We start from the raw sequence: 22,433 nt of genomic DNA, 5'->3' as shown, positions 1-22,433 counted from the left end.
TGCTGCACTCTATATAAATTATTAAAACTGAAGCACTTTTTTATACCAAAATAGCTAAAATCTTCTTATGATTAAACGAATTCCTACTAAACAAATTTTTGTCGGCAATGTGGCTGTTGGTGGCGATGCACCTATCTCTACTCAATCAATGACTTTCTCAAAAACATCCGATGTTGCCACTACTATTGAGCAGATAAAACGGCTTCATTTTGCAGGATGTGATATTGTCCGTGTTGCAGTTCCAGAGATGGAAGATGCCCTTGCACTAAAATCTATCAAAGAGCAAATTTCACTTCCTCTGATTGCAGATATTCACTTCAACCATCGCTTAGCACTCGTTGCTGCTGAAGTGGTTGATTGTATCCGTATAAATCCGGGAAACATTGGCTCAAAAGAGCGAGTGAAAGAGGTTGTAAAAGCTTGTCAAGCTCGAAACATCCCGATACGAATCGGCGTAAATGCTGGAAGTTTGGAAAAAGAGTTTTTAAACAAGTATGGACAAACCGCTGAAGGAATGGTGGCTTCTGCTGAGTATAACATTAAATTTTTAGAGGATTTGGGATTTGATGATATTAAAATCTCTCTAAAAGCAAGTGATGTTCAAAGAACTGTCGATGCGTACAGAATGCTTCGTCCAAAAAATAGCTACCCTTTCCATCTTGGAGTTACAGAAGCTGGAACACTTTTTCATGCAACCGTCAAAAGCTCCATTGGGCTTGGTACTCTGCTTCTCGATGGCATCGGCGACACTATGAGAGTCTCTATAACTGGAGAACTTGAAGAGGAGATAATCGTCGCTCGAGCTATTTTAAAAGATAGCGGTGCCCTTAAAGATGGGCTAAATATCATCTCATGCCCTACCTGTGGACGAATCGAAGCGGATTTAGTAACTGCAGTTGGCGAAATTGAGAGACGAACCGCTCACATCAAAGCTCCGCTAAATGTCTCTGTTATGGGATGTGTTGTAAATGCTATTGGTGAGGCGGCTCACGCTGATGTCGCCATCGCTTATGGCAAAGGAAAAGGGCTCGTTATGGTTAAGGGTGAAGTTGTTGCAAACCTAGATGAGAGCGAACTTGTAGATAGATTTGTGCTAGAAGTTGAAAAAATGGCGAAAGAGAGTTAAACATGAACGATAATCTATATAATCTTGTTTTTGAGAGAAGCATTCTTAGCTCCATCATCTTTGAACCAACTCAGTTTGATGACCTTAGTAACACCATAAAACATGATGACTTCTACCTTCCGGCACATCAAGATATCTACAAAACAATGGTTCTTCTTTTTCAAAAAGATCAACCTATTGATGAAGAGTTTATAAAAAAAGAGCTTATAAAGGCTAAAAAATTTGATGAGAGCGTTATGCTTGAGATACTCTCCGCAAACCCTATCTCAAACACAAAAGCTTATGTTGATGAGATAAAAGACAAATCCCTTAAACGACATCTTTTGACACTCACAACAGAGATAAAAAGAGTAACAGTTGAAGAACAACTCCCTGCTGCTGATGTTATTGATATTGTAGAGAGAAAACTATATGACATAACACAAGAGAATCAGACAAGTGATTTTAAAGATTCTACTAAAATGACATTTGAAACTCTTGAGTATATCAAAGAGATGAAAGCTCGTGGAAACAATGTTCTTGTTGGAGTTGATACAGGCTTTAAAGAACTCAACAAAATGACAACTGGGTTTGGCAAAGGTGATTTGGTTATTGTAGCTGCTAGGCCTGCTATGGGCAAAACAAGCTTTATCTTAAACACTGTAAATAACCTTATCGTACAGGGTAAAGGAGTTGCATTTTTCTCTCTTGAGATGCCAGCAGAACAGCTTATGCTAAGACTTCTCTCTATCCAAACTTCTATCCCTCTTCAAAAACTTCGAGTTGGCGATATGGATGATGGTCAATGGAGCCAACTAACCCATGCCATCGGCAAAATGAATGACGCTAAACTCTATGTTGATGATGCCGGAAGCATAAACATAAATCAACTTCGCTCAAAGCTAAGAAAACTCAAAAACCAACATCCAGAGATAGAGATAGCCGTAATTGATTATCTACAGATTATGAGTGGTATCGGAACTCAAGATAGACATCTTCAAGTCTCAGACATATCTCGTGGACTAAAAATGCTCGCCCGTGAGTTAAGTATGCCGATAGTTGCTCTCTCTCAACTAAACCGTGGACTAGAATCAAGAAACGACAAGCGACCAATGCTTAGTGATATCCGCGAATCTGGCTCAATTGAGCAGGATGCAGATATCATCTTGTTTGTTTACCGCGACGATGTTTACCTCTACAAAGAGGAAAAAGAGCGAGAAAAAGCTGCAAAAGCTACTGGCAAAGAGTATGCCTCTACTTATCAAGAAAGAGACGAAGAAGAGGCTGAAATCATTATCGGAAAACAGAGAAATGGACCAACTGGGCATGTAAAGCTTCTGTTTCAGAAAAAACTTACAAGATTTGTTGAATCTTCTCCTAGAGGAGTTGAAACTGTTTATGAAAATGTTGATACTCGCTCTGCTAATATGGGCTTTAACGACTCTATGGCAATGCCAACTCTATAAAACATGCTAAAGAGAATCTCTCTTTTTAGTACAAAAAAAGAGTTTTTTCTTTTCCTGCTTTTTTGCATCTCTATCCTTTTTACCACCGTTATTTTTGAATACAAAAATTACAAAGAGTTCATCCGTTTTGACTCGCAAGTAGTTCAAGCAACAGTTATAAAACAGTACACAAAAGAGAAAAACTCAAAAATATTTCAAGTTCTTAAACTCCATTCCGATGATGGTTTGACTTTTTATACAACAGCAAAAAAATCACTAAAACCACTTACGGATAGAAAGATTGAGATTGAGATTTTTCCAAACGAGCTCTCATTTTATAGCTATTTCACAACATTTTTTGCAAAAAGTAAAATCAAACAGATTTATAGTGAGACATCTTTAAAACAAAAGGTAAATGAGCGGATTTCAAACGCACATCAAAATCAAGATATTGCAAACATCTATCAAGCACTCTACACTTCTGCGATAGTCAAACAAGAGCTACAAACAGCATTCTCAAACCTAGGAGTTGCACATATTATCTCCATAAGCGGTTTTCATCTTGGCGTTTTAAGTGCTATTTTGTACTTTTTTCTTAGTCCAATCTATCGGTTTTTTCAAAGTAGATTCTTTCCATATAGAAACTCAAAAGTAGATCTATTTGCTATCGTAGTGGTCGTACTTTTTTTCTATATGATTTTTCTAGACTCTCCGCCAGCACTTGTTCGCTCTTTTGGGATGTTTGTAGTTGGTTTCGTTCTTTATGACAGAGGCATCAAAATCCTATCAATGCAGACTCTTCTTGTAACCATTTTCCTGCTTCTAGCATTTTTTCCAAGACTAGGGTTTACGCTAGGTTTTTGGCTCTCAGCAGGTGGAGTTTTTTATATATTTTTATTTCTAATTCACTTTAAAAACCTAAGTACTCTTTGGCAGATAGCAGGCATCTCGGTGCTTGTCTATCTCTTTATGTTGCCAGCATCACTTTTTATATTTCAAAATTTCACACTCTACCATCCACTCTCTATTATTTTATCTGTGCTGTTTACCCCATTTTATCCGCTGAGCATATTTTTACATTTTGTCGGTTATGGAGATTTTTTTGACTCATTTTTAGCATGGCTTTTGACTTTAAGTAGAGACGGTACGAAAATAGAGTTAAGTCCATATCTATTTTTACTTCACATAGAGTTATCTTTTCTGGCGATATTTGACAAGTTTTGGATGTGGGCTTTAATCCTGCTCTCTAGTTCGATTATAATATATGCGGTCTATGATGTAGCAAAGCTTTAGTCCATAGATAAAAATAATCCACGATAGGTAAATCCACAAAAACAGAAACATTATGATAGAAAATGAGCCATAAATAGTTGTATAAGATTTATTATAAAAAACATACTGTATAAAGCTATTTTTAGAGACACTAAAGATTATTGATATTATAAATGAGCTTATAAGCGAGGCTTTTGGATTTACTTTTGTATTTGCAGCAATCTGAAAAATAAGAAAAAAGAGAGCCCAGATGATAATGTACGGAATCCATGGAAGTATATTCAAACCTGCTGTAAGCTCATTTTTACTAGCTAGATTTACCACATAGCCAGTTATAAAAAAAGATACTCCAAGAGCTATTGGTGTTAGCGTAAGCATCGTCCAGTATGTTGTTATGGATTCCCAAAGTGTCCTTGACTTTGCATGAAAGATTTTGTTCGCAATATACTCAAAATCTTTAAAAAATAGCAGTGAAGAGACCAAAATCATCGCAAGTCCAACAATCCCCATTTTTGCAGAATTTTTTAGAAAATCATCCATATAACCAATAAAAATTTCTGAATTTACCGGCATAAGATTTGAGAATATAAATGTTTTAATAGCCCCATAATACGCAGTAAATGAAGGCAGAGAGGTCAGAAGCGTCATCATTATCAGAAGCATGGGAATGATTATAAAAATTGTATAAAAACTTAAACTTGCAGCAAAAAAGGTCAGTTCTTTATCTAAAAAAGAGTCTATAAGAAATCTTGCGTTTCTATAAATTTTTTTTAGATTAAATTTTAGCTCTTGCATAGCTCACGCACCTTTTGTACTTCTTATAGTCCCATTTTTGATGGATTTAGAATATTATTTGGATCAAATGCTTTTTTTATAGATCTAAAAAGGTTCATCTCTTCATCCGTAAATGCCATGTGCATATATGGCGCTTTTGCCAAACCAATCCCATGTTCTCCACTAAGTGTTCCACCTAAGTCAATTGTCGCTTGAAACACCTCTTCTATCGCTAGATAAGCTATCTTTACCTGCTCAGGGTCTTTACCATCAACCATAACATTTGTATGCACATTTCCATCACCTGTATGCCCAAAACATGGGATTTTTATATTATATTTATCGGCAATCGCGTAAAATCTCTCCAAAAGTTCAGGAAGAGCCGATCTTGGAACCGTTACATCTTCGTTTAACTTTTTACTTCCATAAACACTTAGCGATTGTGATGCGTTTCTTCTTGCAAACCAGATATCTTTAGCTTCGGCATCATTCTTTGCAATTTTAAACTCACTACAGCCATTCTCTTTAAACACCTTTTCTATTTGAGCTAACTGGAAGTTTAAATCCTCTTCTAAATTACCATCGACATCAGTCACAAGCAACGCTCCAGCATCTACCGGCAATCCTTTTTTATATATCTGCTCAACCGCTCTGATGGTGAGATTGTCTAGAAACTCCATAGCAACCGGAGTGATTCCGCTTGCCATTGTCTTATAAACAGCCTCCATTGCCATGCTAACAGTTGGAAAAATTCCCATAGCTGTTTTTGTCATCTTTGGCTTTGGTATAAGTTTAAGAGTTATCTCACTTAAAACCGCTAAAGTCCCCTCGCTTGCTATCAAAATACCGCTAATGTTATAACCTGCGACATCCTTGATAGTTCTTTTTCCAGCCTTGATTATGTCGCCATTTGGTAAAACCGCTCTTGTTGCCATGACATAATCTTTTGTGATTCCATACTTCGCAGCTCTCATACCACCAGCGTTTTCACTAACATTTCCGCCGATGCTTGAATACTCTTGACTTGCTGGATCTGGTGGATAAAAAAGACCTACCGCTTCGACTGCTTGTTGCAGCTCCATGTTTATAACACCTGGTTGAACGACTGCTACCATATTTTTCATATCAATCTCTAAGATTTTGTTCATATGGCGCTCCATAGCAAGCACAACGCCACCACTACTTGGAAGCGCCCCACCAGTAAATCCACTTCCAGCACCTCTTGGAACTATAACGATTATATGCTCATTGCAGTACTTTAAAATCTTGCTTATGTCATCTTCATCTCTTGGGAAGATAACCGCATCTGGCTCAAAATGCTCTCTCGTTGCATCATAAGAGTAGGCTATAAGATGGGCTTTATCGCTGTAAATATTCTCATCCCCCACTATGCTTGTAAAATACTCTAGGTGTTTTGCTTCAATCATAACTACTCCTTTATCTCAAATAGTTTAAGTAATTTTTTTATTTTTTCATCGCTATTTTTTACTATATCATAAAGCTCTCTATTTTTTGAGTTTGCTTTTATTATCAGCTCGTAGTAGTATGGCTCATACTCTTTAAGTCTTCCACTACCCTCTCCCCACCATGACGCCTCTATCTTTTCTACTCTTGTGTAAAACGGCAGATTCACACTCTCTTGTGCAAGTTTTACTTCCGTCACTGTCAATATTTTAAAACTTTTTGCATCTAGCGTGTAAACTCTGTCGTTAAGAAATAGGTAAATTAATCCAACAGAAGTGGTTGTACTCATCTTTGTAAAATCAGCCCTCAGAGGTGTAGGATGACCACTAAACGATAAATATGTTGCAAATATATCTGGATGAATCCACTGAATATTTGCACTTTTTGCAACCTTATAGTAAATATCTTCATTAGGCGCAATCAGCAACCCTCTGCTGTAGCCAAAAGCAAGTACCGCCATATCTCCATTTTTAATGCCCCACTTCCCGCTCGGTAAGGCGTTACTATCTAGTTGTGTATATTTTTCTAGTTTTAATTTTGCTATTTTACTATCTTTGTCAAACTCCACAACAACAGCATTTTTTAATATCATTTCATGATTTTTATCTACCGAATGCACTATAAAACCACTCACTCCAACATCGATTTTATCAACACTTATTGTCGCCTCTGTTTCATCTTTATTAACGCTGATAATTGGTGATTTTACAACAGCTCCATAAAGTCCCATAGCAATAAAAAAGATTAAAAAAATATGTTTCATTTGTTTACTTCCAAAAATTAATATGTTGCGATTATATCAAACAAATCTCACACTAAGGCAAAATTTGTTAGAGTTTGTTCAAAAATAAATAATTATGGTTAACTAAATGATAAAAATTTTCATACTTTTACTGCTAACTACAGCCCTTTTTGCTTCAAAAGTTGAGACCTATAGATGGAGTAGCGGAGATAGCTACCTCTCCTTTTTGCAAAAAAATAAACTACCCCTAAAGAGCCTTTATTATGATTTAGACAAAGATGAGCAGGAACTAACAGAAGAGATTTTATACGGAGTTCGTTACCAAATTTTAAAAACAGATAGTGGTGAGATAACGCAACTTCTAATCCCTATAAATGATGAACTCCAAGTGCACATATATAAACTTAAAGGGGAGTTTCTTTTTGAAATCATCCCAATCATAAGTGAAACAAAAACAGAATCGCTACTGCTTAAGATAAAAAACTCTCCCTATTTGGATATTATAAAAGAGACTGGTTACGCAAACCTTGCCCATATATTTATAGCTAGTTTTAAAAAATCTCTCGACTTTAAAAAAGATTCACGAGAAAACGATACTCTAGTTATGTTATATGAGCAAAAATATCGTCTTGGAAAACCTTTTTCTATGCCACTTTTAAAATCTGCTATGATTGAGATGAAGGGCAAAAAACACTATATGTATCTTAGCGATAATGGCAAATACTACAATGAGTTAGGGGCCGAACTTGAGGAGTTTTTGCTAGCAAAACCTATAGGAAATGCTAGAGTTTCATCTCTTTTTACACTTCGAAGATTTCATCCAATCCTTAAAAAATACCGCGCGCATCTTGGTGTTGACTATGGCGCCCCCATCGGAACCCCTATCTTAGCATCTGGAAATGGAAGAGTTATCTATGCAGGCTTTACAAGAGGATATGGAAATGTAACAAGAATCCAACATGACAATAATTACCAAACGCTGTATGCTCATCAATCAAGCTTTAAAAAAGGTATCACAAAAGGAAAAAGTGTTAAAAAAGGAGAAGTTATAGGTTTCGTTGGTAATACTGGCTTATCTACGGGTCCACATCTTCATTTTGGTCTATATAGATCTGCACAAGCAATAAATCCACTTAGCGTTATTCAGCTCGTTGTCAAAAAACTATCAAATAAAGAGAGAAACGAATTTTTAAAATTAAAAAGTACCAACGATAAGGCAATAGCTCAAATTCTAAAAAACAATAAAAAATTTCCAAGAATCTCAAATTTTGATTCAGTATGTTACTTTTTTAATGAAAAGTGTGAAGCCAGTCCTATCCAAAATCAATAGGGTCCATGTCTACCTCAGCTAAAGTATTTTTGGAGGCGTGGATAGCTTTTATTATATCTGTGCTCTTGTTTGCTCTTAATAGTATCTCAAATCTGTATTTATTAGAAACCCTCTCAATAGCGCATTTGCCAAATCCAACAATCTCTATATTTGGGTAATTTTGCAAAGTACTGTGCATTTTGTTCATCTCATCTTGAGCCTTTAGTCCATTTTTATGAGAAAAAAGGATTCGGCATAGTTTTTTATATGGAGGGTACAGCTCTTTTCTGTACTCTTTTTCTTCTTCCAAAAACCCTTCGTAGTTATCTACAAATCTTCTAAAAAACTCCTCATTAAAGCTCTGAACTAAAACTGTGGCATTTTGTTTTCTTCCGCTTCGTCCAGCTACCTGAATAAGCGTTGAGAGAGCTTTTTCTCTTGCTCTATAATCGCCCATGCCTAACATGTTATCAAGGCCCAAAACAACGGCAAGGGTAACACCGTGGTAATCATGCCCTTTGCTTAACATCTGCGTTCCGACAAATATATCAATAAGTCCATCATTAAAACGCGATAATGCTTTTTTTAGCTTGTTGGCCGTTGTGATGATATCTCTATCAAACTGTTCAACTCTAGCTCCGATAAGCTCACTGCTGATATTGTCAACCATCTCCGCAGTTCCAACCCTTGAGCTAACAAGCTCATGACTTTCACACTCTGAACATTTCTGTGGGATTGCTTGCATAAAATTGCAGTAGTGACATTTCAGTGCGTTACTTTTTTGATGGATGCTCATACCAACGCTACAAAACACACATTTAGTTGTGTAACCACAATCGGCACAAACTAGGTATTTAAAATTTGCGCGAGTAGGAAGAAACACAATGCTCTGTTCTTTTTTCTCAAGTGTTGTTCTTAGATGTTTTGAGATCAAAGGTGTCAATTTATCTACGCTTCTCTCATAAATTAACTCTTTTGAAGAGTTAAAGTGACCACCCTTTAATCTAAAGAATGGAAACTTCACAAAACTATTCATGGATGGCGTAGCACTTCCTAAAACTACATTTATGCCATAAAGTTTACCCATATATATTGCTATATCTCTGGCGTTGTAGCGAGGTCTTGATGATGATTTGTAGCTATCGTCGTGTTCTTCGTCTACAACTATCAAAGCCAAATCTTTTATCGGCAAAAAAAGAGCTGAGCGAGGACCTGCGATTATGTAAGCTGTTCCATCATAAATCTTTTCAAGTGATTTTTTTTTCTGCAGAGGAGTTAGTTTTGAGTGCCACATCACAACTCTATCTTTAAAATGAAACTCAAGTCTCTTGTGCATCTGAGGCGTAAGTGAAATCTCTGGCATCAAAAACAGACTTCTTTTACCAGATGCTATCATTTGCTCAAACAGTTTCATATAAATTTCAGTTTTTCCGCTTCCAGTATCGCCAAAAAGAAGCGAGGTATTGTGCTGTTTTAAAAACAGAAGAGCTTCTTCTTGCTTTGAGGAGAGCACTATTTCAGAGTGGATGGGTACTTGCAAATCTTCTTTGCTTTGCTCCAAAGCTCTAAAAGAAAACGGCACCATAAGAGCCAAAGCTTCACCAACGGAGCAGAAATAATAGATAGAGATAAATCTGGCAAGCTCTAGTTGCTTTGAGGAATAAATGAAACTATCTACCTCTAAAATGTCGCTGGTTTTAAACTCTGGTTCTTCACAAGCAGAAATTACAACAGCTTTATGGTCTCTATTTATTAGTTTTAAGTAAACTAAGCAACCTATGTTTATTTCTGCGTAGGATTTATATATCAGTGGTGGTAAAGGGGAGCCGAGCAGTGACAATTCATAGTAATTCAATAATGCTACCTAAATACTTTCAATACCAACTAATTTAATCTCTGAAAATATTTGAGTTAATGTTTGTAAAAATCAATCTGTCAGTTTTGAACACTCAACTCCACCCGTACACATAAATTTTCCATCAGCCGGCGTATATGTAAAGGTGTTTACACTGTTATCTCCAACCCTATACTCATATGTTGTATCATCTACTTTATGCCAATTCCCAGAAGTTGTGCTATCTGTCATTCCGTATTTTAAAAGTTGACTTGTACCATTTCCATCAAATAGTTTTGCACTGCTCAGCACTGGAATAAAACTATTATCCCCAAGTAAAAGTCTCGACTGCCTCTCATTTATAATTGCAGTACGAATAGTTGCAACATCTGCACGACCTTTTCCTATATCCGCCAATACCCTCGTGCCTGCAAACTTAGGAAGAGCGATAGCTGACAAAATCCCCAAAACAACAATAACAAATATAAGTTCTATCATCGTAAAAGCATTAGAATTTTTCATAAGAGCCCCAAATAACTGTTTTTAATCCATCCGATAATAAGTTAAAAACCACTATTTTTATTTATATTACCATATTTGTTCTACCTCACAAGAGGTAAAACAAGAAAATAGAGCGAGAAAATCAAGGAGCAACTGTCCATGTAGGTGAATTTGTCGCATTTCCATCAACAAATGTAATATGCTTTGATGAGCCAGCAGTAGCATTATTATCAAATGCACAAGCATTTAATGTAACTTCCTCTGGAATCTTGTCAAGATACACACTCAAATGAGCTACAGTATCACACATCCCACTAACAGCACCACCAGTTCCTGCGGCTAAAGACGCTGCCCACATAGACGGTCCAACAGTTCTATTTAGTGTTCCAGCAAATGCAGTTACTTTTTGATCATGAGCTTGCGAAGACACTCCCATAAACTTTGGCAACGCCACAGCAGACAAGATACCTAAGATAACGATAACAAAGATCAATTCGATCATAGTAAAACCAGCTCTTTTCATAAGAACTCCTTGTGAGTAAAAGATTCGAGTTACTCTTGTAACCTTAGCAACATTATGGAGCAGTTGATATTAATCTTTGCTTAATTATTGTCTAGAACTCTTTTTTGATATTAAAACTTCTTATTTTAATTTTATTGTGATTTGAAAGTGAGGCTTGTGAGAATTAAGTAAATATTTATAATTATAATGCCTAAGTCCAAAAGACTAGGCATTATGAATTTTTAGTGTAGGTCTCTCCACACTTGTTTTTTCCATAGTAGTGCAAAGATTGCAAAGATTACTATAAAAATCATTACATTTTTACCAGTAGCTGTTCTCTCTGCTCTTTTTGTGTCACCAGCATCTTCTAGGTACTCTATAACTTTCTCAGCAGTGTGAGCAGTAACACCAACTCTTGGCATTGCAGTTCCCTCTAAATGAGCTTGAGGATTCTCTATAAATGTGCTTATAAAGTGTTCACCACGAGAGCGGATATACATTGATAAATCTGGAGGTAATTTACCCATATATTTTGTTAATGACTCTTGGTACTCTAAAACTTTGATATCAAATGCTAAAGACTCTTTTTGGAACTTAAATGCAGGTTTTTCACCAATTTGAGTCCATTTTTCATAACCAACAGCGTGACATCTTCCACAAGCATTTTCAAATGCCATTTTAGGAGTTACTTCTTCTGGTTTAACAGCAATTGATTGTAAGTATGCAACTATGTCGGCAACTTCTTGATCAATTTCTCCGCCAGCTCCAGCAAATGGAGTCATTGGGTGCATTTTACCTTTAGCAGCATCAAACTTATGCTCAACTTTTAAAGCATGTGCAGGATTTTTAATCAAATCTGATAAAAATTTAGCATCATAAAGCGCACCAGCATTACTTAAGTCCGGTGGGTTAACACCATAAGTTCCAGCAGCAGTAACAGCATCCATAGCAGCAGGTAAGCCATCTTTAGTGATTGCGTGACAACCAGTACAAGCAGCAGCGCCTGTTACTAGCTCTTTACCAGTCGCAGCAACACCAGTTTTTGTAACTGCTGGCAAATCAGCATACGCAAATTTTTCGCTCTCTACATGCTTGTGCATTTGAGAGTGTGCAAATGGCTCAACTAACCAGTATGTTAGGAGAGTAAAAGCAACAACAATTATAAATATTAAAGGTTCTTTGTTTTTCATCCTATTCTCCTTATGCTTTTTTTTCATTTTTAGTTATAAATGGAAGTGCTATCCACAGAACTATAAAAGCTAGTGCCGCAACTAAACCGATAGTGCTAAAAATTCCAGCCGGAGGTAATTTACCCATAGCAGTTAAAACAATCATATCAATTAGCAATAACCAAAACCATACGCCAAATGCTCCACGGCGACTTGCAGGGATTGCGTTTGGACTTCTATCTAAAAATGGTAACAACATAAAGATTACTTGAGCAAAACCAAATGCCATTAGACCGATATTTACAGAGAACGGACGAAGAATCTCATAAGACCACAAGAAGTACCACTCAGGGTAGATATGCGCAGGAGTTTTAAGTCCGTCTGCAGGGTCAAAGTTTACAGGGTCAAGTGCAAATTCATATTGGAAAAACACAAGATAGAAGAAGAAAATCAGATAGATTCCTACAACCATCATATCTTTACTCATAAAGTCATTAGCGAAACGCATAACTTTTGAACCAGCTTTATCGCCAGCTAAATATTTTTTAGACTCTTTTTCAAAATCAATCTCTTCACCATCTTGATTATTAACATGAGGAATACGAAGAGTTGCAAAGTGAAGACCGATTAGTCCCATAATTGCTAGTGGCAATAAAAGTACATGAAGCATAAAGAAGCGAGTTAAGAATGCTTGTGCAGGAACATAATCCCCACGAATCCACTCAACCAAACCGTCCATATGTAATCCGCCAAGACTAAAGATATTTGTAATAACCATACCAGCCCAGTAGCTCATTTGTCCCCATGGAAGCATATAACCAGAGAATGCTTCAGCAGAAAAAGTAACAAAAAGGAGCATACCAGAAATCCAAATCATCTCACGACCTTTTTTGTAAGAGCCATAGTAGATACCTGTAAACATATGGATATAGATAACCAAGAAAACAACAGATGCCGCAACACCGTGAACATGTCTCCATAACCAACCATAACCAACATCTCTCATGATAGTGAAATTTACACTATAAAATGCATGATCAACATGTGGTTGATAGTACATTAATAAAAAGATACCTGAAACTAAAAGTAGTGCAAATGTGATTGCTAAAACCATACCCATTGCCCACAAGAAGTTAATATTTTTTGGAATCCAGTACTCAGATGCCATAACTTTTTCAACTTTTTCAATTGCTAATCTTTGGTTTAACCAATCTTTAACACTTGTTGCTTTTGTAAAATGTGCCATATTTCCTCCCTCTTAAAGCGTTATGCCGCTATCTTTCATAGCTTGATATTCTGGTCCAACTTCACCTAGAATCATATTGTTACCCTCAATTTTAAATGGAGGAATATCAAAACCGCGCGGAGGTGGAACTTTAGTAACTTGACCAGACCAGTCAAATTGTCCGCCATGACATGCACATAAAAATGCTTTTTCGGCAGGATTATATCCTGGAATACAACCTAAATGCGTACATAGTCCGATACAAAGCATAAAGTGAGAACCGCCAACTACGATGTCTCTTGCTTTTTGAGTTGCTGTTTGACTAGCAACCATTTCAGCAGTTTTTTTCAAAACAAAGATTGGCTTGCCTCTCCATTTCTCTGTTATTAACTCACCCTCTGGATATTTAGTCATATCTAAAGTAGTGAAACCAGCAGCCTTAACGCTTGGAAGCGGATCCCAAGTCTTTTTCATTGCAACCAATGAACCAACTGCACCAACACCTGCTACGGCGCCAAATGCTTTGCCCATAAAACCTCTACGGCTAATGTTTTGCATATTTGCTCTCTTTCACATAATTTTAAGATGCTGATTATATACTAAAATAGATTTAAGCAATTATAAATTTAAGTTTTCTTTTATGAAAATAGCCAATTTATCACTTTTTTGTTTCATTTTGTAGTAGTTATGATTATTTATTTGGCTTATGATATTGATAAGTTGTTTATAATTACCATCTACTATAATAGGAATATTTAACTCACTAAATAATTTTTGAAAATTTAAACTATAATCATCTCTTTGCACATATATGGGTTTTCCGCCAGATACTAGATTTTCCAAAACCGCTTGAGGAGATGAAGTTACTAAAATCTCTGAATTTTGTATGACCTTATCATAATCTTCAAACTCATGATGATTTTTAAACTTCTCTCTTAGCATATCTTCATAATCTAAGAAATAGTAAAAACCAAGCTGCAAATCTGGATTTAACTCCTCTAAAAAAGATAAATTTTTCTCTAAATCTTTTTCATAATCATCATCACCAAAAAAGTAGGCTAATTTAATCGTTTTTTGCTTATCTTTAGCTCTGAAATATTTGTCATCTACCACAAGAGCATTGCAGATTCCATCACCACTTAAATATGGAGAGATTAAAAATTCATTTACTGCTTTTTCATCATCAGGGTCATCACTAACTCGAATAAAAGTAGAAAAATAATCCCTCATATCCTCAAGCATTGTTGGATTTGCTTCATCGGAATCAAAAATCATAGCATCACCTCGTTCAGCTATTTTTGGGATATTTTGAACCAAATCAATTCCAACGCTCTTGTGAATTCCAAACTTTCTAGCCTCATGTGCAATGCGAAAATCTGAACACAAAAGCGTGATATCAACATCCCCTAAAGCCCTTATAATAGTCGTCGCTCTTCTAAATCTATCAAGTCCGATACGGTGTCCTGTGTGAACATAGTAAAATATCTTCACAGTTTATCTTCTTGTCCAATGCAAGACATAAAATATTTTAATGATAAAACATTCATAACACCACCCTACTTTCAGCTATATACTTCGGGTATTTTAACACATCTTTCCCTGCAGAACTTTTAACATCCAAACACCGTTAAAATGCACCAATAAATTTAACTCATCTCATGAACAAGCTGCTCTATAACCAATACCTGTTTCTGTTAGAATTCTTTTAGGCCTAGACGGATCTGCTTCAATCTTTTGTCTTAATTGATTTACAAAAACTCTCAAATAATGTACCTCGTTTTGATATCCTACTCCCCATACTTCTTTTAGCAGTAAATTATGAGTAAGCACTTTTCCGCTATTTTTTATAAAAAGCTTTAATAAATCATACTCTTTTGGAGTTACTTTAATTTCATTGTTGTTCAATGTGATAATTCTCGCCACTAAATCCAGCTTTAATTCACCACATTCTAAAATATGAGTTGTTTTTATATTTTCACTTCTTCTTAGCACTGCCCTTATTCTAGCAAGCAATTCATTTGTGCTAAATGGTTTTACTAAATAATCGTCCGCCCCAAGTTCCAGGGATTCGATTTTCTTCTCTTCTTGGTTTAGTGCCGATATAACTATTAGTGGTGAGCTACTCCATTCCCTAAAAGATTTTAAAAAATCAATCCCGCTACCATCAGGTAAACCCAAATCAAGTAAAACCACATCCGGTATATTACTTGTAGATTTTATCACTGCTTCTTGTATATTTGCCGCTTCAATTATTTCAAATCCTGAACCTTTTAAAGAAAGAGATAGGAGCCGTCTAATAGCCTTATCGTCATCAACGATTAAAATTTTTTGTTTCATCATGCTTACAACCTAATATAAATACAAAATCGGTCATCACTTATTTTGATGTCGATAGAACCTTTTAAGGTTTCAATTATTCTTTTTGTCAAAAAAACACCTAGTCCTAAACCTGATATATTTGTAGAGTTAGAAAGTCTTGTAAACTTTTCACCAATCATCCTAAGCTCATTCTGGTCAGGTAATGCTCCCGTATTGCATATATTAATTAATGCATTATTTTGATGATAACTAATTGCAACGGTTACCTCTTCGCCATATTTAAATGCATTATCTAGAAGATTATAAAAAGCTTGTTCAAGCAATGTTGCATCACTCATAATGGATGGCGAATATTCATTGACAAGGAAAATTGCTTCTTTTGAATATTTATTTTCGGCCCTAAGAAGAGCATTCGAAATAATCTCTTCTATAGAGCAATCCCTCATTATTGGTTTAAAATGTCCACTTTCAAACCTTGCGCTTGTGAGCAAATTTTCAATCAACTCTTTCATGCCAAAGGCACTATTATATACTTCTTGACTAAGTTCATTTTTTTCCTCATCCGTAAGCTTTAATTCGTTCGATATAACAGAACTTGTTGCTCCAATAATTACTGCCAAAGGAGTTCTAAGCTCATGTGATAAAGAATTTAATACGGCCTCATACAGTCTTTCGCTTGTTTCAAACTCCTTTGTTTTTGCAGCCTTTGTTGCCAATATTGAAATTAGTTGACCAACGATTATAATGATTATAAAACTAAGCAAATGCCTAGCATCGTGAACAGCAAATGTAAATACGGGAGGGATAAATAAGAAATCAAAAACCAAAACAACAATTAAAGATATAAAAAAAGTCTGAATCTGACCATAATTTATGGCAACATACAAGATTGGTAAAAGATATAACATAACAATATTTAGCACTTCTAAATCACCTTTGTATAGCATACAAAAGAAAGTTACGGCAAGTACTAAAAACAAACCCTTACTAAATTGAATATATTGTATTTTCATAAATACTATTATACTGCTGTTAAACACAAAAACATGATTGTGATTTTTTCATAACTTATACTTAAATTTCTGCTCTTCTTGCAACCCCAATGAGCTTTTCATTAGGAAAATTATAAAAGCTAACAAATGTAGGCGAAAGACTTTTAATCATTGCAAATATATTCCACAAGAAATTTTTTGAAACTATCTCCTCTTGACCATAAAATATTACTCTTGCCTCTAGCCCTTTACCGTATAATATCTTTTCTACATCGAGCATCTCCATATATCCTGGATATATCATCAACAAATCAAGTCCTTCACCCAATGGGGATAGCTCTGTATTTATACCATATGGCTCATTAGTCGGCTTTACAACAACAATAATATTTCTTTGGTAAATAATACCGTTTTGAAACATTGTTTTTGAAATGTAAGCTGGAATTTCACCTGCTTGTCTTGCAAAAAACAGAGCAATCCCTTCAATATGGGTTCCTTTTGCATATTTCACACTGTATTCTTCCAAAAAATATTTTTTTTCAATAGGTATGAATGACTTATACAGTTTTTTTTGACCCATTGTATATAAAATAACAATAAAAAGCGGTACAGAGGCTATTATTAGAGACCAGTATCCACCATTTGGAATTTTTTGAGTACAAGAAGCAAAAAATATCGTACTTACCATGCCTGATAGTATTGCAAATGACATCGCAATATGTTGTTTTTTATACCAAAACACCATACTAACTAAATAACCAGTAATACTCATTGCGCCTGAAACAGCTAAACCATACGCAGCAGCTAATTTTGCTGATTCACCAAATACAAACAACATAACAATTACACAGGCAAATAAAAACCAATTCACTGAATTTACATATATCTGCGCTCTTAGCTCATTAGAGGTATATTCAACTTTGAAATGCGGAAATATTCTTGTTGTCATAGCTTGGTAGAGTACTGAAAATATACCGCTTATCATCGCTTGCGATGCGATGATAGTTGCAATAATTGTTAATATTAAAAACGGAACATACAGATAAGGAACTAAGTCTTTTGTCATTTCAAAAAGCGGACTTGTTATTGCCGCTGGATGTGTCATCAAAAATGCACCCTGCCCCAAATAGCTTAATATCAATGATACAAATGCAAACAACCATCCCTTTAAAATCGGCAATCTCCCAAGGTGTCCCATATCTGCATACAATGCTTCGCCACCCGTTGCAGCAAGTATGACATCTGCTAACATTACAAAACTAATCACGGGGTGAGATAATGTAAAGTTAATGGCATAAAGAGGAGAGATCGCTTTTAAAATTGAAAAATTTTGGGATATATACCACAAGCCAACCAAACCGAGTGTAAAAAACCAAACTACCATAATAGGTCCAAAAGCAGAAGCTACTTTTTCAATTCCTTTTCTTTGAACATAAAACAGTATAAATGCTATCACTGATGCTATCAACAAAAGAGTTATTTTAGGAGTATTTTCATATCCCGGTATTAACACCATACCTTCAACTGCCGAAAGAATACTAATTGCCGGTGTAATAACACCATCACCTATCATCAACGATATACCAACAAAACTCAGCATACTGACTGTTGCAATAGCTTTCGTATTTTTAAGATAAGGCAGAAGAAGTTGCACAAGAACCACTGTTCCGCCTTCCCCTTTTTTTGATAAACTTGTAGCTAGCCAGCCATATTGAACGGTAACAAGTATTGTCATTGTCCAAAATACATATGAAAGTATTCCAAATATATTTTCAACCGTAGGTGAAATGAGCGCAAAAATAATTGCCAAGGTGTATATTGGACTGGTTCCAATATCCCCATAAACTACTCCAAGAGCTTTGATTACCATAAATTCATTTTTCATTCGTTCTTGCAGCGTCATATTGTCTCCATTAAATTTCAGTGATTCTACAACTTTTAGTATCATGAAATAATCAATATTATGGGCTACAGTATAAAGAAAGTATCAAAACCTACAACACAAAGTATCTCTGTATTTCAAAAACCACTTTTTATCTTTTCTTTGCAAAGAAAAATCTATATTTTTTGAGATGATTTTTTTCAACTTTTGGGCAATTGGTGTATTTTTTAAATAGCTGTTTTGCTTATCATCGCCTATGATTTTGTTGGTTTCTTGCACCTTTTTGTGCATAGCTTATGTTATCTGTAAACTTATACTTCTCTATTCCCACTACAAAAAGCCATTTTTTGCTGTCTTATTTTACTGCTTGTAAATCTTTTAAAAGAGCGTCAAGTTCTTCGAAATTGCTTAGTTTGCTTGTGTCAAGATGCCTAACATCATCGTTTGCAACAGTGATGGAGCTATTAAAATTACTGTCCATTTTTATATTATTTATGATATTTACTGCCACTTGAGTATCTTTGAGTTTTATGTCTGTAAAAAGCGTTGCGTACTCTTGACCTCTATAAGGAACTCGCACCCATTTGAACTAGCATGCGCTTGACAAGTCCCTATTTTACGGAGTCTCAGGCAAAAATTCATTGATTGCGGTTGACTTCCATATTTTTATGTTTATCATAGTAAATCGTGTAGAATAGAGGATTTCAGAAAAAATCCAATTTTTATTTAGAACTTTTTGTGATTTAATTTTTCAATAGCAACTACATAAAAATTACATAATTTTTTGAAGATCAAAACTATCTAATTCTAAATTTATCAATAATACAATCAATCATAAAAGGCATGTATTGGTATAATTCCAAATGCCAATTAATGAAATTATCCCTGACAGTACAATAGAAAGCATTTTAAATGATAATAAAGTGCTTGTTACAGAAATGTATTTCAACCTTCAAAAATATTTTGAGGAGAAATACGGAAGTGACACTATTGTTATTATGGAACTTGGCACTTTTTTCGAAGTGTATGAAGTTGATAACGATGAAATGCAACTTGGAAAAGCTAAACTTGTTTCGGAACTACTGAACATTCAGCTCACCAGAAAATCAAAACTCATTTTAGAAAATGATGTCAAAAACCCTTTAATGGCAGGGGTGCCAGCGGTTTCATTTGACAGATACCTTGCGAGACTAGTCAGTGAAGACAAATATACGATTGTCATTATTAGACAAAAAGGTACTCCGCCAAAAATTTCACGATATCTGGATAGAATCATTTCCCCTGGTACAAATTTCGACTTTATCAATGATAATGAAGCAAATTACACTACATCTTTGTTAGTCGATGAAAGCAATGGAATCTATCTCATCGGATATTCTGCGATTGATATAACAACTGGCAAAACTCTCCTCTATCAAGCTGAAGGTAATTTAGACGATAAAACACTTGCTTTTGATGAAGTATTTAGCCTTATGCATGCTAATAAAACGAAAGAAGTGGTTATTACTTTTGCCCATAAAGATATAAAACAAGAAGAGGTATTAACATATCTTGAAATTGATGCACATTATATTCATGTCATTAATACCAATCGTCAAAAAATTGCTTACCAGAATGAACTGTTCAATAGTGTCTATAAGCCTGAATCACTTTTGGCGCCAATAGAGTTTCTTGATTTGGAGTTTATGCCATTAGTATCAGAATCACTGGCAGTATTGATTGACTTCATTATTGACCATGATATCAATATCATCCAAAAGCTTTCTCACCCAATCATTGTAGATAATAGATCGACAATGCTTTTAGGTAATAATGCAATTGAACAGTTGCAGATTATCTCTAAAGACCCCGATGAAATGACAATTTATAAACTGATCAACAATACTGCTACTTCAATGGGAAAACGATTGTTAAGAGATAGACTCTTACACCCTCAGATTAATAAACAAGAAATCAACCGCCGCTATCAGCTTTCGGAAAAAATAACACAACAGCATAAGATACTTTTTTCTAAACTCAATAAGATATACGATATTGAAAGACTGAGTAGAAGACTAGCATTAATTAAACTGCATCCATGTGAACTCAATTATCTACATGATTCACTTTTCGCAATAAATGAGATGCGCACTATTATCGAGCAACTTGATATCACTTCAAACCAATATAAACACACAAAAATATTAGAGTTTATGTCTGAGATTCAACAAACATTCGATTTGGACAAAACAGCACAATTTAACTATAACCAGATTGATGACAATATGATCAATGCAGGAGTTAGCCCAGAAATTGATGACCTTGTGTTGAAAAATCAAAAACTGGTTAATGATCTTGAGTCGATTGCGGATGTTTTTCGTGAAGCACTATCAAATGAGTTGGGTAAAGATGTAGCTCAAACTTTTGTCAAGGTAGAACAGACAGATAAGACAGGTTTTTATATAGACATTACAAAATCTCGTTTTATGCTGATTGCAGACCAGATAAAAGATAAAAATGTAGTTATTGGAGATCGTAGAATATTTTTTGATGAATTCTACTATAGAACCCAAACAAATAATGTGAAAATATCTGCTCCTATCATTGATGAAATTTCAACAAACTATTTAAGCAATCAAAGCAAAATAGTTGCATTAACTAAAAAACTTTACCGAGAATATCTTGGTATATTTGACCGAAAATATACAGGTATGATGACAACACTCAGTGAGTTTATTGCTGATTTAGATATAGCTGTATCAAACATCATTACTGCTAAAAAATACAATTATGTAAAGCCCAAAATTGTTGATGCAGAAGAAGGAAAAAATTTCCTACAAATCATTGGTCTTAGACATCCACTAATAGAAGTGCAAGAAGAGCATGGTGTTTTCGTTCCAAACGATATTATCATGGGGGATCCAAGTCTAATAGATAATACCTACAGAGATAATTTACTTTCTACCTCTGCACGAGGGGAAGAAGTAAAAGGGATATTGCTCTACGGTATCAATTCGAGTGGTAAATCGTCATTGATGAAAAGTATCGGTATTACTGTCATAATGGCTCAAGCGGGACTATTTGTACCGGCAGAAAAAATGAAATTTTCATTGTTTGAGAGTGTATTTACCCGAATTGTCAGTAAAGATAACCTGATTAAAGGCATGTCTACATTTGCAGTAGAAATGACAGAGCTTCGAAATATTTTCAATAGAATCAATGCTAAATCACTTGTAATAGGTGATGAACTGAGTCATGGTACTGAAACGCTAAGTGGAGTCGCATTGGTTGCTAGTGCTCTTATGAAGCTAAATCGTTTGAATTGTCTTCATATATTTGCAACGCATCTACATCAGTTAACAGAGCTAAAACAAATCAATGAAATTGCTTCGCTCATTAGTATGCACTTGTCGGTTTCATATAATCCACAGAATGACCGTTTAATCTATAACCGTACCTTACAGCCCGGTAATGGAAGTACGGTTTATGGGCTAGAATTTGCTAAATCCCTACATATGGATAATGATTTTATCCGTGATGCAGAAGAAATCAGAAAGCAACTTGCTAATGATTATTCATCATTGGAACTACTATCAAAAAAACGGCAGAGTAATTACAATAAAAATGTTTACATGAGCACTTGTATTATTTGCGCTGAGGAAGCCACTGAGACGCATCATATTCAAGAACAAAACAGTGCTGATAATGAAGGTTTCATTGGTCATGTTCCTATGAACCACAAATACAACTTGATTCCTCTTTGTCCAGAACATCATAAGATGGTGCATCAAGGAAAAATTACAGATTTAAAATTTGTTGTGACATCCAAAGGGATTCAACTTACATATGAACAGTGCTGATTGACTACTGTCGGTCCAAAAATCAATTTTTTTCATAAACTCAAAGATGTTTGTAACAA

The 22,433-nt window shown here is 35.2% G+C and carries 19 protein-coding genes; 5 read left to right on the top strand and 14 right to left on the bottom strand.

Annotated features, from left to right (window positions below):
• Positions 1 to 67 precede the first annotated feature (67 nt).
• From ispG to PHV22_RS08190, 3 genes are read left to right on the top strand one after another with little or no spacing between them, the layout of a single operon-like run.
• Positions 68 to 1,126, top strand: coding sequence for a flavodoxin-dependent (E)-4-hydroxy-3-methylbut-2-enyl-diphosphate synthase (gene ispG, locus PHV22_RS08200; RefSeq protein ID WP_295022882.1), 1,059 nt, complete (start codon positions 68 to 70; stop codon positions 1,124 to 1,126).
• Between the two features lie 2 nt (positions 1,127 to 1,128).
• Positions 1,129 to 2,571 carry a replicative DNA helicase gene (locus PHV22_RS08195; RefSeq protein WP_295022881.1) on the top strand — a complete coding sequence of 481 codons (1,443 nt, stop codon included), beginning with the start codon at positions 1,129 to 1,131 and terminating at the stop codon, positions 2,569 to 2,571.
• A gap of 3 nt (positions 2,572 to 2,574) precedes the next feature.
• Positions 2,575 to 3,843 (top strand): ComEC/Rec2 family competence protein, encoded by a 1,269-nt coding sequence (locus PHV22_RS08190; RefSeq protein WP_295022880.1) that lies wholly within the window; start codon positions 2,575 to 2,577, stop codon positions 3,841 to 3,843.
• On the opposite strand, the gene PHV22_RS08185 is transcribed toward PHV22_RS08190, so the two are convergent.
• Genes PHV22_RS08185 through PHV22_RS08175 form a run of 3 tightly spaced genes read right to left on the bottom strand, consistent with a single transcriptional unit; the run spans position 3,784 to position 6,823 of the window.
• Complete coding sequence (locus tag PHV22_RS08185; RefSeq protein WP_295022879.1) at positions 3,784 to 4,617, bottom strand: YihY family inner membrane protein; 834 nt, start codon at positions 4,615 to 4,617, stop codon at positions 3,784 to 3,786. The genes PHV22_RS08190 and PHV22_RS08185 overlap by 60 nt on opposite strands.
• Positions 4,618 to 4,640: 23 nt before the next feature.
• Complete coding sequence (locus tag PHV22_RS08180) at positions 4,641 to 6,023, bottom strand: FAD-linked oxidase C-terminal domain-containing protein (protein ID WP_295022878.1); 1,383 nt, start codon at positions 6,021 to 6,023, stop codon at positions 4,641 to 4,643.
• Between the two features lie 2 nt (positions 6,024 to 6,025).
• The gene (locus PHV22_RS08175; RefSeq protein WP_295022877.1) at positions 6,026 to 6,823 is read right to left on the bottom strand and encodes a plasminogen-binding N-terminal domain-containing protein; all 798 of its coding nucleotides are present in this window, start codon (positions 6,821 to 6,823) and stop codon (positions 6,026 to 6,028) included.
• Between the two features lie 106 nt (positions 6,824 to 6,929).
• Between PHV22_RS08175 and PHV22_RS08170 the strand changes: the two genes are divergently transcribed.
• On the top strand, positions 6,930 to 8,132 hold the full coding sequence (locus PHV22_RS08170; protein WP_295022876.1) for a peptidoglycan DD-metalloendopeptidase family protein: 1,203 nt from the start codon (positions 6,930 to 6,932) through the stop codon (positions 8,130 to 8,132).
• Here the strand turns inward: PHV22_RS08170 and PHV22_RS08165 are convergent.
• From PHV22_RS08165 to PHV22_RS08115, 11 genes are all read right to left on the bottom strand, one after another.
• Positions 8,116 to 9,966, bottom strand: coding sequence for a primosomal protein N' (locus tag PHV22_RS08165; RefSeq protein ID WP_295022875.1), 1,851 nt, complete (start codon positions 9,964 to 9,966; stop codon positions 8,116 to 8,118). The genes PHV22_RS08170 and PHV22_RS08165 overlap by 17 nt on opposite strands.
• Positions 9,967 to 10,038: 72 nt before the next feature.
• Entirely contained in the window at positions 10,039 to 10,467 is a 429-nt protein-coding gene (locus PHV22_RS08160) for a type II secretion system protein (protein WP_295022874.1), read from the bottom strand.
• A 121-nt stretch (positions 10,468 to 10,588) separates the two neighbouring features.
• Entirely contained in the window at positions 10,589 to 10,969 is a 381-nt protein-coding gene (locus PHV22_RS08155) for a type II secretion system protein (protein ID WP_295022873.1), read from the bottom strand.
• Positions 10,970 to 11,190: 221 nt separating this feature from the next.
• Positions 11,191 to 12,138, bottom strand: coding sequence for a c-type cytochrome (locus tag PHV22_RS08150; protein WP_295022872.1), 948 nt, complete (start codon positions 12,136 to 12,138; stop codon positions 11,191 to 11,193).
• Positions 12,139 to 12,148: 10 nt separating this feature from the next.
• Positions 12,149 to 13,363 (bottom strand): cytochrome bc complex cytochrome b subunit, encoded by a 1,215-nt coding sequence (locus tag PHV22_RS08145; RefSeq protein WP_295022871.1) that lies wholly within the window; start codon positions 13,361 to 13,363, stop codon positions 12,149 to 12,151.
• Between the two features lie 12 nt (positions 13,364 to 13,375).
• On the bottom strand, positions 13,376 to 13,900 hold the full coding sequence (gene petA, locus PHV22_RS08140; protein WP_295022870.1) for a ubiquinol-cytochrome c reductase iron-sulfur subunit: 525 nt from the start codon (positions 13,898 to 13,900) through the stop codon (positions 13,376 to 13,378).
• Between the two features lie 60 nt (positions 13,901 to 13,960).
• A complete protein-coding gene (locus PHV22_RS08135) occupies positions 13,961 to 14,833 on the bottom strand; it encodes a hypothetical protein (protein WP_295022869.1) in 873 nt (290 codons plus the stop codon).
• A gap of 165 nt (positions 14,834 to 14,998) precedes the next feature.
• Positions 14,999 to 15,682, bottom strand: a complete 684-nt coding sequence (locus PHV22_RS08130; RefSeq protein WP_299946952.1) for a response regulator — start codon at positions 15,680 to 15,682, stop codon at positions 14,999 to 15,001.
• 2 nt (positions 15,683 to 15,684) lie between these two features.
• On the bottom strand, positions 15,685 to 16,674 hold the full coding sequence (locus PHV22_RS08125; protein WP_299946949.1) for a DUF4118 domain-containing protein: 990 nt from the start codon (positions 16,672 to 16,674) through the stop codon (positions 15,685 to 15,687).
• 61 nt (positions 16,675 to 16,735) lie between these two features.
• Positions 16,736 to 18,601, bottom strand: coding sequence for a KUP/HAK/KT family potassium transporter (locus PHV22_RS08120; protein ID WP_295022866.1), 1,866 nt, complete (start codon positions 18,599 to 18,601; stop codon positions 16,736 to 16,738).
• A gap of 289 nt (positions 18,602 to 18,890) precedes the next feature.
• The gene (locus tag PHV22_RS08115) at positions 18,891 to 19,115 is read right to left on the bottom strand and encodes a hypothetical protein (RefSeq protein ID WP_295022865.1); all 225 of its coding nucleotides are present in this window, start codon (positions 19,113 to 19,115) and stop codon (positions 18,891 to 18,893) included.
• Between the two features lie 283 nt (positions 19,116 to 19,398).
• Here PHV22_RS08115 and PHV22_RS08110 point away from each other — a divergent pair, with 283 nt between their 5' ends.
• On the top strand, positions 19,399 to 22,374 hold the full coding sequence (locus PHV22_RS08110) for a DNA mismatch repair protein (RefSeq protein WP_295022864.1): 2,976 nt from the start codon (positions 19,399 to 19,401) through the stop codon (positions 22,372 to 22,374).
• Positions 22,375 to 22,433 lie beyond the last annotated feature (59 nt).

Source organism: Sulfurimonas sp., from assembly GCF_028713515.1.
In the GTDB taxonomy this organism is placed as follows: Bacteria; Campylobacterota; Campylobacteria; order Campylobacterales; family Sulfurimonadaceae; genus Sulfurimonas.
Note: the sequence above shows the minus strand (reverse complement) of the source record. Positions and strands in the feature narration are given on the sequence as shown.

Coding starts and splice junctions, on each gene's coding strand:
- ispG (WP_295022882.1), top strand. CDS start 68: ATGATTAAACGAATTCCTACTAAACAAATTTTTGTCGGCAATGTGGCT.
- PHV22_RS08195 (WP_295022881.1), top strand. CDS start 1,129: ATGAACGATAATCTATATAATCTTGTTTTTGAGAGAAGCATTCTTAGC.
- PHV22_RS08190 (WP_295022880.1), top strand. CDS start 2,575: ATGCTAAAGAGAATCTCTCTTTTTAGTACAAAAAAAGAGTTTTTTCTT.
- PHV22_RS08185 (WP_295022879.1), bottom strand. CDS start 4,617: ATGCAAGAGCTAAAATTTAATCTAAAAAAAATTTATAGAAACGCAAGA.
- PHV22_RS08180 (WP_295022878.1), bottom strand. CDS start 6,023: ATGATTGAAGCAAAACACCTAGAGTATTTTACAAGCATAGTGGGGGAT.
- PHV22_RS08175 (WP_295022877.1), bottom strand. CDS start 6,823: ATGAAACATATTTTTTTAATCTTTTTTATTGCTATGGGACTTTATGGA.
- PHV22_RS08170 (WP_295022876.1), top strand. CDS start 6,930: ATGATAAAAATTTTCATACTTTTACTGCTAACTACAGCCCTTTTTGCT.
- PHV22_RS08160 (WP_295022874.1), bottom strand. CDS start 10,467: ATGAAAAATTCTAATGCTTTTACGATGATAGAACTTATATTTGTTATT.
- PHV22_RS08155 (WP_295022873.1), bottom strand. CDS start 10,969: ATGAAAAGAGCTGGTTTTACTATGATCGAATTGATCTTTGTTATCGTT.
- PHV22_RS08150 (WP_295022872.1), bottom strand. CDS start 12,138: ATGAAAAACAAAGAACCTTTAATATTTATAATTGTTGTTGCTTTTACT.
- PHV22_RS08145 (WP_295022871.1), bottom strand. CDS start 13,363: ATGGCACATTTTACAAAAGCAACAAGTGTTAAAGATTGGTTAAACCAA.
- petA (WP_295022870.1), bottom strand. CDS start 13,900: ATGCAAAACATTAGCCGTAGAGGTTTTATGGGCAAAGCATTTGGCGCC.
- PHV22_RS08130 (WP_299946952.1), bottom strand. CDS start 15,682: ATGATGAAACAAAAAATTTTAATCGTTGATGACGATAAGGCTATTAGA.
- PHV22_RS08125 (WP_299946949.1), bottom strand. CDS start 16,674: ATGAAAATACAATATATTCAATTTAGTAAGGGTTTGTTTTTAGTACTT.
- PHV22_RS08120 (WP_295022866.1), bottom strand. CDS start 18,601: ATGATACTAAAAGTTGTAGAATCACTGAAATTTAATGGAGACAATATG.
- PHV22_RS08110 (WP_295022864.1), top strand. CDS start 19,399: ATGCCAATTAATGAAATTATCCCTGACAGTACAATAGAAAGCATTTTA.